This window comes from Microcoleus sp. FACHB-831 (genome assembly GCF_014695585.1).
GTDB lineage: Bacteria > Cyanobacteriota > Cyanobacteriia > Cyanobacteriales > FACHB-T130 > FACHB-831.
Genome location: NZ_JACJON010000073.1, coordinates 42,167 through 54,830, shown reverse-complemented (window position 1 = coordinate 54,830; position 12,664 = coordinate 42,167). Strand labels below are relative to the sequence as shown.

The window sequence follows — 12,664 nt, the reverse complement described above, 5'->3', positions numbered from 1 at the left end:
TTTGAAAACACGCCCTAACAGTTCTTCTCCTGCCAATCTCACTAACGTCAATGGCATCGTGTACTTTACCGCCGAGAACGGGGTCAGCGGCAGAGAAATTTGGAAGACTGATGGCACGGCTGCTGGGACTGTGATGGTAAAAGACATTAGTTCTGGCTATGGCAGTTTGCCTCCTGCCATAGCCAGAACTAATGTCAATGGCATTCTCTACTTCACAACTAATGATGGAGCCAACGGAACCGAGCTGTGGAAGAGTGATGGCACGGCTGCCGGAACTGTGATGGTAAAAGATATTGTTTCAGGAACTGGTAGTTCTTCCCCTCAAAATCTCACCAACATCAATGGCATTTTGTACTTCACCGCTAATGATGGAGCGAACGGAACAGAACTTTGGAAGAGCGACGGCACTGCTGCTGGCACTGTTATCGTAAAAGACATCAACCCAGGTGCAGGCAATTCGGTAGCAGCCAATTTCACTAATATAGATGGCAACCTCTACTTCACAGCCTACGACCCGAACTATGGGATAGAGCTGTGGAAGAGCGATGGCACTGCTGCTGGCACAATTATTGTAAGCGATATCTACTCTGGTGCTGGTGGTTCGTCACCTCTAAACCTCACCAAGGTCGGTAACAGCCTTTACTTCATTGCTTACGACGGAGCGAACGGGTATCAACTTTGGAAGAGCGATGGTACTCAGCCGGGGACGGAGCTGGTGACAAAGATTGCGCCTGCTTCTGGCACTTCATCTTTTGGCAATCTGACTAACGTGGGGGGCACTTTATACTTCACGCTAAATGATGGCAACGGGTCGAAGCTGTGGAAGAGTGACGGCACGGAGGCGGGGACTGTTATCGTCAAAGATATTCCGTCTGCTGCTAATCTCACCAATATCGACGGGAATCTATACTTTACGGCCTCTGCTGCATCTGGGGGGACTGAGTTGTGGATGAGCGACGGTACTTACTCCGGGACTGTGATGGTCAGAGATATTAATTTAGGATCGGGCAGTTCCACTCCTGCAAATCTCACGAATGTCAATGGCAGCCTGTACTTTACAGCCGATGATGGTGTGAACGGACGTGAGGTGTGGGTTCTTTAGTTGGGTCGCCAGCTTGGCTGGTTGAGCTAGTTGAATGAGGTTTGTTTAGTATAAAGAAATGCGTAGCGGCTTTGCTACGCATTTTTAATGTCAGCAATAGCCATAGCGCGATCGCCACCATATTAATGAAAGACTTATTGCTAGCTATCTCTAGTATTAGGGTGCAATTCTCGATTATCGGAAGATAATGGTTGTGGGAGTTCTAAGTAATTTCTTCATGCCAGCTGAATCATTTCTAATCGTTGATGACCAGCCCGTTTCCCTTGGGCAAGCCCTGCAATATCTGCAAGCCTCGGGCAAACTAGGGACTTTTATCGGAGATATACTACGCCAGTACATCATAGAAAAAGAACTGCAAACGCGATCGTTTGACGCTACCGCTGCTACTGAGCAGGCAGTTATCGATTTTCGCTTGCAAAACCAACTGGCTGACCCGAAAGTTTTCAGCGAATGGCTGGCTCGTAACGGTACAGACTATCCGACTTTCCACAAGCAGTTGAGTTATGGCTATAAGTTAGCTATGCTGAAAGCTCAAATAGCAGAACCTAGACTGCAAGAATATTTTATTGAGCGCAAACTCTTTCTCGATCGGGTAGTTTTATCTCGTCTAGTTGTTGCCTCTCCGGAACTAGCTGAGGAGCTACACGCCCAAATCGATGAAGGAGCCAGCTTTGAGCCACTAACCAAAGAATATTCCCTCACAGAAGATCGCATTGTCAACGGCATGATGGGGCCAGTCAGTCGAGGTTCAATGCCAGATAAACTAAGGGCTGCGGTTGATTCTGCCAGCCCGGGAAACTTAGTAGGGCCGATAGAACTGGAAGGACGTTATGCTCTATTTCGAGTTGAGCAGTTTCTCCCAGCTTCATTAGAAGATGCTCAACTAAAAGAAGGACTACAAAATGAGCTTTTTGAGCAATGGCTAGCAGAGAAAATCAAAAAAATGACCGTCAAGGTTCAACCGGACTGAACCTTGTAGATGCTGAAGTTCTACGAAGTGAAATTATTGCTTCTATACCTGGGGACGAGCCACCTTTTTGCTGGCTGACTCCCCAACAGCAAGTTCTACTTAAAGATCGAGCCTCAATTCGGCGCTATAAGCTTGGAGAAAAAATTTGGTCGGCGGACAATCCCAAAGACCAGTTCTTAGTTGTTTCTGGTAAAGTTCGCTTGAGGGAAGAAGGAGCAGTCGCCGGGGCGGCTCCTGCATCGCCCGTGGTGACAACTTTAGAGGCGGGTAACTGGTTCGGCACTTTGCTAGAGTATCCCGGACAGTTCAAAGCTGTAGCTTCTAGCAAAGAAGTAATTGTAGTGGCGTGGGATGCTGCTCTGTGGGCTGAAGTTTCATCAGCAGAAATCGATAGCTTTTGGAATGCCCAACAAAGTACCGCTTTGCTAGCGCTTCTACAGCCAGAACAACCCCCAATCGACTTGCCCGCGATCGCCATCAACTCGACTCCCCCACTTCCTGCAAGTGAGGAACAGCGCCCTATCTCACCCCCCCTAATTCCACCCCATCAAGGGGGAGAAGTCGGAAGGGAAGAAACGGTACAGGACGCAAAACAAACAACTGCGCCTGCAAACGTAATCAGAAAACAGGGGCGATCGCCCGCACAGAATTATCCTTTTGTCTCTAGCTTAAATACCGCTGCTGCTTGCTTAACAATGGTGGCGCAACAGTTGCAGAACCCCGCTTCGTTGGAATGGGTGCAACGCCAACTCAGGGGAAAACGCCCCAGAGATGTTGTGGAAGCTGGGGAAAAATTGGGGCTGCAACTGCGACGCCTAGTTACATCAAAGCGAGATTTGCGACAGCTAACTTTTCCAGCTTTGCTGCAATGGCAACTCGCCGCACCCGCTAATGGTCGGAAACCCCAGCTTGAGTGGATTGTAGTCTACGAGGTGAGGGGTAATTCTCTGATTATCGCCGACCCTCTCAATCCCGGTCAGACTTGCGAAATAATTTCCCAGACAATGCTGGAAGCTGGTTGGAATGGGAAGCTGTGGCAAGTTGAACCTATCCAGCGACAAGAAAAATTTAACCTTGGCTGGTTTTTACCTGCGGTTTGGCGTTACCGACAGTTGCTGATAGAGGTGTTGTTGGCATCTTTCACGTTGCAACTGTTGGGTTTGGCGACGCCAGTAATCACTCAGGTGATTATTGATAAGGTGATGGTGCAGGAGAGTTTGGCTACTTTAGATGTAATGGCGATCGCTCTCCTTGGTGTCTCTTCTTTTGAGGCAATATTGGGAATTTTGCGCCTCTACATTTTTACTCACACTGCCCGTCGTCTGGATCTAAGTCTATCAGCTCAAGTTTTTCGGCACTTGATGCGTCTACCCCTAGCTTATTTTGAATCTCGCAGGGTAGGAGATACAGTTGCGCGAGTTCAGGAACTAGAAAATATCCGTCAGTTTCTCACCGGAACTGCGCTAACTGTTATTTTAGACAGCATCTTTACGGTTGTGTATTTGGCATTGATGTTTTACTACAATGTCAAACTCACTTTAGTTGCTTTGGCGGTAATTCCGTTATTTGCGATTTTGACATTGGTTTCGACACCAATTTTACGCAACTGGCTGAATGAAACGTTTAACCGCAGCGCTGACAGTCAATCTTTTCTAGTCGAGACAGTAACGGGGATTCATTCAGTAAAAGCTCATGCAGCAGAGAATACAGCACGCGATCGCTGGGAAGGTCTATTTGCACGCTTCATCCGCACTGGCTTCAAAGCTTCCACAACCTCCAATATCAGCAGCAATATTGGTGACTTTCTCACCAATTTGTCCAGCTTACTCATTCTCTGGTTTGGAGCCAAATTAGTTATAGAACAGAAATTAACCATCGGTCAGCTAGTCGCTTTTCAAATGCTTTCGGGCAGAGTAACCGGACCACTTTTGCGATTAGTTCAACTGTGGCAAAATCTCCAACAAGTTCTGCTTTCAGTAGACAGAATTGGAGATATTCTCAACGTTGCACCCGAAGCTGAACCAGGCGCGGGTTTAGTTTTACCGCCCTTGAAAGGTGAAGTTAATTTTGAACAAGTTTTCTTCCGCTATCGACCCGATCAAGAACCAATTTTGCGGGGAATTACCTTCACCATTCAGCCTGGGATGTTTGTAGGAATTGTCGGTCGTAGCGGTTCGGGTAAAAGTACCCTTTCTAAGCTTCTGCAACGGCTTTATCAAGTAGAATCAGGGCGTATTCTTATCGATGGATTTGATATAAAAAGTGCTGATTTAGGCTCTTTGCGGCAACAAATTGGTGTAGTGTTGCAAGAGGATTTTCTATTCAACGGCTCTATCCTAGAAAATATCACTCTGGGAAATCCAGACATTACCGCAGAGCAAGTTGTAGACGCTGCGAGGCTAGCTGCTGCTCACGATTTTATCAGCGACCTTACGCACGGCTACGAGAACAATGTGGGAGAACGGGGTACAGCTTTATCGGGAGGACAGAGACAACGCATTGCTCTTGCTCGTTTGTTCCTTTCGCAAGCGCCAATATTAGTTTTAGACGAAGCTACTAGCGCGTTGGATAGCGAAACTGAGCAACAAGTTTTGCAGAATTTACAGCGTGTTTCTGCAAATCGAACTATGTTTATGATTGCTCACCGATTTGAACCATTGAAGCGAGCAGATTTGATTTTGGTGCTAGAGAAAGGCGTGCTGATGGAGCAAGGAACGCACCAAGAACTGATTCAAAAGAAAGGGTTGTACTGGTCATTGTATCAACGCCAACAGGCATCAATGTAAATAGTTGCTGAATCTTTCAGTAAATCTAGCTGCTAAATTTGGTAAGTTTTAATTACTGCTTACCCATCATTAATAAACACGCTCTTACGCAGGGAAGCAGTTAAACATATAGAAATTATGCGACCCCAAACTATGCGATCGCGGGGTTGATCTGTATGGCGAAAATTAATGCTGGTATAGCAATCCTAAATGATTCGAGAAGGCGAGATACCCGACAACTCCTGCGAAGTCGGGTATCTAAACGTAACCTTAATAACCCAGCGCTCAACTCTAAAACCCTCAATACGATAACAGAGTTGAGCGCTTTATTACTATAATTTCAATCAATGTCCATAGGCTCATTAACAAGGGTTCAAAGGAGTTATTAAATGGATTTAATAACTTATCTGGCTTGTATCAAAATGGCAATCGGCTTTGTGACTTCATATAATATGATGGCAAATCCAAGCAATTCCACAACATTAGCGCCTGTTGTGAATGTGCAAGCGCAAAACAACTTAACGAACATTGAGAGCGATCGCGCCAGTATAACAGTGAAATTCTTCGCCTCCAGCGTGGCTGATCCCAAAGTTAGTAGCTATGCGAAGATTATATTAAATATTAATAATAATTCTAAAAAGCCGACAGAAACTGAAATTACTCGGCTGGTAGTTGTAGACGCAGATGACAATAAAGTTTTAATGAGTTCGACACCCCAAGAGTTGGGGGTGCCCGCTAAAATATCTCTACAACCAGGGATAAGTAAAGAGGGCATAAAGTATTTCTTGAAATCTGAATCGGATCTCTATCAGCCCGGACACAAACCGCTCGCTTTGATTTATTATCGACAAGATGGAGCGGCTGAAAGAGTTATCATAACCGAGCCTGAGTTCGTGGCTGTTAGGGTAATCGACAGAATTAATAGAGAATTATTCGACAGAATTAATAAAAAATAACAGGCGATCGCCGATGCTGTCTGGCTTGATTTTGCCCTTGTTATGAGTGCTTCCTCAGCAATCAACCCCATAAGCCACTATCAAGGTTTTGTAAAGATATTTTACGTTCTATGTAAACCTACACACAACTACTTGTCACCTAACAACTCGCGCCCAATAAAATAAGCGGAATCACGCACTACAAGCCATTATTTTTTGGGCAAAGCAAATATTATATCAGGCTTAATTGTCATTAAACATACCCTGTTGATAACCAGTCGCGCTGGAAACCAGGGTAATTGTATGTTCAAGCCTGACGGAGAAAAGTTAGGTTTTGGCACGGGTAATGAAGTCCTGGGGTAATTTTCTGTTGTGCTTTTTAAAATACTAATCTCCAGACATTTATGCGATTTTTTTACAAAAATTAATATTTAAAGTTTTGCATAATAGGCTACTTTTTTGGATGAGTTAAAGACAAAGGGGGAGCAACTAAGGGGAATGCGAGTTTAAATATCGACGTTGAGGTACTAGAGGACTATAGGCTGGCGATCGCAGCTAGCTTAGTTGATTAATTAAAGTTTGCGTATTGCATACCAAGAAGGCTTCTTGGTAAGGTTGACGCTGGAATTAATTTTTAGTATTTCTCAACTCGACATCAACATGGAAAAAGCAAGATGCTTATCCAAATAGAGCATTCGCTGCTAGATGGTGCTTGCTTAATTATTGATGTTGTTTTCTAAAAAAGTTGATGGTTTTAAATAAACTGTGTTTCTGGCTTATTGGGCTATTTGCTTAAAATAAAACGCTATTTTTCTCAAGCGTTAATCATCAAGTTTTGATTGTTAATGACAATCAAGCCGAACAGATAGGAAAAAAACTGGCGATCGCAAGTTTTGAGGAAGAATAGCCCCCTAAATAAGGCTTCGCCAACTTGAGCAGGGTAGTTGCATCTATAACAATCGCATTTGGACGGGAGCTTAAGCTCCGTGTAAATACTTAGTATATTTTTCAGGAGAGCTAACCAATGTTAAGCGGATTGGAATCTAAAGATCGTCAGAGTCCACTAGGTGCAAGCTCGATCCAGCCTACATCTATACAATTGAATTCATTATTAGCACCATCAGGAGTCCTGCCGGGACTGGCTGACCCACTAAACCAAATTAGTAGCCGATCTAGCTCCAGTTATAGCGAAGCGATCGCAGCTAATCAGCCACCTGCAACCTTGCCGCTCAACCTCATTGATGGAGGCAATTACCTGTGGGACATCCAACAAAATGGGAACATTATTGACGGCACCAGTGATGCTTATGACGGGGGCATGTCACTCAATGGCTTCCCTAACTTTGCAACTGGCACCACAGAAGATAACGGACGGGAAATAGTCATAGGTGCAGCGACAATTAACGGCGCTTCTGTAACCCGGAAAATTTATATACCCACCGACCAAGCATTTGCCCGGTTCCTAGAAATAGTCACCAATCCCGGCAGTAGTATTCTCAACTACACAGTGGATCTGAACACAAACCTGGGTTCAGATAGCGGCACTTTAGTGGTAAGGACTTCCAACGGTGACACCAACTTCACAACTGCCGATAACTGGATTGTCACCGATGATGGCGATAGCATATTCGACCCCACAATGTTGCATGTGATAGCGGGTGAGGGCGCTTTGCGACCGACGAGTGTCTCCAGTCCAATCGGTTTTTTGAACTACGGCTACAACCTGAGCTTGAATCCTGGGGAAACCAAGATTGTGATGCACTTTGGGGCTCAGAATCCTAACCAGGCAACGGCATTGACTAAAGGTAATCAACTGACACAACTTGGCTTGAATGCGTTAGTGGGAATGTCTGCTCAAGAAAAGGAGTTGGTGGTAAATTTTAATGCCACTAATGGACAGACAGACGGACAGACAGTAAGCATCCAGTCCACAGACGCCAATGCCCTCGAAGTAGTTAATGGACAATCAGCTAATCCCGGACAATTCACCTTCACGCGCCAAGGTAGTACAAACACTGCACTGACAGTCAACTACACCATCGGCGGCAGTGCCACCAATGGGACGGACTACAGCAATATTACTAACAGCATCGTCATCCCAGTTGGTCAAACCAGCGTGACGCTGCCGATAAATGTCATCAATGACAGAAGTGTAGAAGGAAACGAGACAGCGCTACTCACCTTAAGCGCTTCTAACGCTTACACCATCGGTACTAGCAACACTGCCACCATCACCCTTGCTGACAACGACATCAGTGGCAACCAAACCGTAACTGGAACATTAAGTAACACCGACCCAAACAACCCCACCCGCACTGGCCGCTATCGAGATGACTATGAGTTGACTGGGCTAACGGTGGGCGAGACAGTCCGAATTAACTTAAACGCCGAATTCGACCCCTACCTGCAATTAGTAAATGAAAGCACGGGTGAGGTAATTGCCTTTGACGATGATAGTGGCGAAGGTTTTAATTCCCAACTTTCATTCATAGTCCAGGATGGCCCCAAGTACCTAGTAAGAGCCACCAGCTATAGTAGCGGCGCTACGGGCAACTACAGCTTAATTACCACGACACTGCCAACAGTCAGCATCCAGCCCACAGACGCCAATGCCCTCGAAGTAGTTAATGGACAACCAGCCAATCCCGGACAATTCACCTTCACGCGCCAAGGCAGCACAGCCACTGCTCTAACAGTTAACTACACCCTGGGCGGCAGTGCTACTAATGGCACGGACTACAGCAATATCACTAACAGCATCGTCATCCCAGTTGGTCAAACCAGCGTGACGCTGCCGATTAATGTCATCAATGACAGAAGTGTAGAAGGAAACGAGACACTTAGCCTCAGTTTAGCCACTTCTAGTGCCTACGGTATAGGAAGCGCTAACGCAGCCACCGTCACCATTGGTGACAACGACATTAGTGGCAACCAAACCATAAGTGGGACATTGAGTAACACCGACCCCAACAACCCCGCGCGGACTGGTAGTTATCGAGATGACTATGAGTTGACTGGGCTAACAGTGGGCGAGACGATCCGAATCAACCTCAACGGCTCTTTTGACCCCTACCTGCAATTAGTAAATGAAAGCACGGGTGAGGTAATTGCCTATAACGATGACAGTGGCGGAAGTCTTAATTCCCAACTTTCATTCACAGTCCAAGACGGCATCAATTACCTAGTAAGAGCAACCAGTTTTAATAGTGGCGCTACGGGCAACTACAGCTTAATTACCACGACACTGCCAACAGTCACCATCCAGTCCACAGACGCCAATGCCCTAGAAGTAGTTAATGGAGAAACAGCCAATCCAGGACAATTCACCATTACTCGCACGGGAAGCACAACCAATGCTCTAACAGTTAACTACACCCTGGGCGGCAGTGCTACTAATGGCACGGACTACAGCAATATAACTAACAGCATCGTCATCCCAGTCGGCCAAACCAGCGTGACGCTGCCGATTAATGTCATCAATGACAGAAGTGTAGAAGGCGACGAAACAGTTAGCCTCAGTTTAGCCACTTCTAGTGCCTACGGTATAGGAAGCGCTAACGCAGCCACCGTCACCATTGGTGACAACGACATCAGTGGCAACCAAACCATAAGTGGGACATTGAGTAACACTGACTCCGACAACCCTACGCAGACTGGTCGCTTCCGAGATGACTATCAGCTGAGTGGGGTAACGGTGGGCGAGACTATCCTAATCAACCTCAATGCCGAATTTGATGCTTACCTGCAATTGGTAAATGAAAGCACGGGTGAGGCGATCGCTGCCGACAATGACAGTGGCGGGGGTACGAATTCCTATCTAAGATTCACCGTCGAAGAGGGCATCAGTTACGCGGTGCGAGCCACCAGTTTTAATAGTGGCGCTACGGGCAACTATAGCTTGACTACTTCTACCCTACCAACCTTAAATATCAGTGCCACTGACCCCAATGCTATCGAAACCTTAGATGGACAAACGTCTAATCCAGGTGAATTCAGAATTAGCCGTAGTGGCAGCACAGCCAATGCACTTACAGTTAACTACACTGTCGGCGGCAGTGCTACTAATGGCACCGACTACAGCAATCTCACTAACAGCATTGTCATACCCGTAGGTGCTAGTAGCGTGACACTGCCCATTGGTGTTATGTATGACAGCATTGCAGAAGGTAACGAGACAGTTGTCCTTAACCTAGCTGCGGACAATGGTTATAGCCTGGGTACGACGACTAGCGCCATTGTTAACATTGCCGATTATGACCCAATATTCAACAACTTCAGTTTAGTTGATGCTTCTGGGGACAACACTTTTAATACCATCTTTGAGGGTGGAGCGACGCGCTTTAGCTATAACTTGGCAAATACGCTATCTTTGTCAAACGTGCGTTTGGAAGCCTTGAGTAACGGTAGCGTTGTATCTACTCTAGGAACTTGGAGTGAAGCTAGTTTATCTAACGCTTTGCTCAACTTGGGTAACTTTTCCAGCCTAACTGGTGGTAATTATCAACTACGTGCCGTTGCTCGCACTACCAGCGGTCAAGAATTCTTCTCTTCTTCCCAATCTTTAAGCATTTTGTCTTGGAACCAAAGCAGCAATACTAGCTATGGAACTTTTGCTGGTGAAACGCTGAATTATTCTGCTGCGCTAGGGACGGGTAACGTCTTTGTTGGGCGTGGCGGGACGGATACGCTGAACCTCTTAGGCATTTCGCGTTCTAGTGTCACGAGTATAAATGGCATCGGCCTTACCTCTTTCAATCCATTGTCTTCAACAGCCAATCAAGCAATATTCAGGGGTACAGCTTTTGACTATCTAACTCTAGCTGATGGTCGAGAAATCTACTTCCAAGGTATTGAAAACCTGCGTTTTATAGATGAGGCAACCTTAGATCTGCAAGTTCGTACTAATGATAATTACTTCCCTGCTCAGTGGAATCTCCATGTATCTGATGTAGATAGTGCATGGCGGTTTACTCAAGGAGCCAGTGACGTATTATTGTCATCTGTGGATTCAGGCGTGCTGACCGCTGTTGGTAACACTGGTAATGTTGTGGACATTTCAACAAACCGCTTGATTACAGATTCGACTGATGATGATAACTACAACCCTGCGGGACATGGGCATCAATCGATCAGTATTATGGCTTCAACTGCTAATAATGGTTCGGGTGTTGCTGGCATCAACTGGAACAGTAATGTATACGTGAATGACGTTTACAATGGTGTCTCTTTGCAGCAAGCAATTAGTGACGCGATCGCTTACGCAAGAGCCAACAATCAGCGCCTTGTCTTCCAAGGCGGCATTCAAGGCGAGTATTGGCTAAATGATGGTGGCACGCAAGCGGAACTTGAGCAGTTGATCGAAGATAATTCTGATATTGCGCTGTTCGCGATCGCCGCAGGCAACGGTGGCGTCGATATAGACAATACGACTAGCGACCCAGTACTTAGTGGTGGGGTTGCTAGGCTCCAAACAACTCACAGTAATGTAATGTCTGTAGGGGCACTTGAACGTGGAGGCGCATCGACCGTAAACGGCTTGTCAAATGCTACTTCTGTAAACAGAGCATATTACTCTAACTATGGCTCTAGCCTGACGCTGATGGCAGCAACAGACTCACCAGCGATGGAACCAGATGGCAGCGTAAATATGACTTTTAACGGCACTTCTGCTGCTAATCCCAACATGGCTGGAATTGCTTCCCTAGTTTGGAGCGTCAACTCTGAATTAACTGGAGGAGAATTGCGTCAAATCCTCATCGATACAGCGATGGATTTAGGAACAGAGGGCCGGGATAATACTTTTGGTAATGGGTTGGCTAATGCAGATGCCGCCGTGCGTCGTGCAGTAGCACTGAGCCGTAACAACCAACTTGCCAATCTTTATACTGGACGCTCGGAGTTTGCATAAAGCTGTTTAGATAAGCAAAAGAGGGGTTCAGAATTTAGCTAACTATCTGGCTAAACTCTGAACCTCTATTCCTCTTTTTGGCCATTTAAGGAGACTTGGAAAGTTATAGCCGTTTTCATTCGGAGCGAATATGCATAGCTTGGAGGATTTGCCTTTATACAAGAAGCATTTTTCAGCAGCGCGGATTGATGAGATATTGACAAAAATTACATTTTAATTCTCGTTTAATGAATGTGTTTCTTCAGGACTTAATGAAGTTTCATTTTCATCTAAAGTATCATCATCATTAACAGCGATCGCTTTAGTTAAATGCGGCTTAATAAGCAGGCTAACCCCAATTGCCCAAGCTACCGACACCATCCATCCTGCCAAAATGTCGCTAGGAAAGTGAACCCCCAAATAAAGCCGCGTCCAGGCAATAGCAACAACAAACACGCTACCGAATATTAGAATTGGCACGACCCAAGGGCTACCCCAAGTTAAAATTACCAAAGCTGCTACTAAAGTCATGCTCGTCATTGCATGACCGCTGGGAAATGCGTAATCAAACTCTGGAGAAGGCGATTCCCATATTTGGGGACGCACTCGATGCATTATTATTTTGACTGTGCGGTTGATGATAGTGCTTCCTAGCGCGGTAGTGAGCAAATAGGCAAGCGATCGCCACCGTCTGTAGATTAAAAACACAAGGGCAATCCCGCTAACAATGGGAAACACAGTCCAAACCGACCCAAGCTTAGTTAGAGTTACTGCAACAACATCTAGCTGCGAATGTGATGTAGTGTGAATTGCTAATAGAATTAGTTCATCCCAAGAAAACCCGCCTTCATTCTCCCATACCTCTAGTGCAAGCAGGCCAAAAACCTGCAAAGGTAAATACACGCCTATTAATAGCACCAGCAGGGAGCGCCAATGGGCAATTAGCAACTGTTTTAGAAAGTTTAGGAAGGATTGGATAAGCTTCCAAAAATTGGCTTTAAACAT

Annotated in this window: 6 protein-coding genes; 5 read left to right on the top strand and 1 reads right to left on the bottom strand. The window is 45.8% G+C overall.

Going from position 1 to position 12,664, the window contains the following annotated elements; all coding sequences use genetic code 11:
* Position 1: 1 nt before the first annotated feature.
* From H6F77_RS22540 to H6F77_RS22520, 5 genes are all read left to right on the top strand, one after another.
* Positions 2-1,102 (top strand): ELWxxDGT repeat protein, encoded by a 1,101-nt coding sequence (locus H6F77_RS22540; RefSeq protein ID WP_190491149.1) that lies wholly within the window; start codon positions 2-4, stop codon positions 1,100-1,102.
* 217 nt (positions 1,103-1,319) lie between these two features.
* The gene (locus tag H6F77_RS22535) at positions 1,320-2,072 is read left to right on the top strand and encodes a peptidylprolyl isomerase (RefSeq protein WP_190491148.1); all 753 of its coding nucleotides are present in this window, start codon (positions 1,320-1,322) and stop codon (positions 2,070-2,072) included.
* Entirely contained in the window at positions 2,021-4,858 is a 2,838-nt protein-coding gene (locus tag H6F77_RS22530) for a peptidase domain-containing ABC transporter (protein ID WP_190491147.1), read from the top strand. The genes H6F77_RS22535 and H6F77_RS22530 overlap by 52 nt, the downstream gene beginning before the upstream one ends.
* A 368-nt stretch (positions 4,859-5,226) precedes the next feature.
* The gene (locus tag H6F77_RS22525) at positions 5,227-5,793 is read left to right on the top strand and encodes a hypothetical protein (protein ID WP_190491146.1); all 567 of its coding nucleotides are present in this window, start codon (positions 5,227-5,229) and stop codon (positions 5,791-5,793) included.
* A gap of 1,003 nt (positions 5,794-6,796) precedes the next feature.
* Positions 6,797-11,680, top strand: a complete 4,884-nt coding sequence (locus tag H6F77_RS22520; protein ID WP_190491145.1) for a beta strand repeat-containing protein — start codon at positions 6,797-6,799, stop codon at positions 11,678-11,680.
* A gap of 213 nt (positions 11,681-11,893) precedes the next feature.
* Here H6F77_RS22520 and H6F77_RS22515 read toward each other — a convergent pair whose 3' ends face one another.
* Positions 11,894-12,664 (bottom strand): phosphatase PAP2 family protein, encoded by a 771-nt coding sequence (locus tag H6F77_RS22515; protein WP_190491144.1) that lies wholly within the window; start codon positions 12,662-12,664, stop codon positions 11,894-11,896.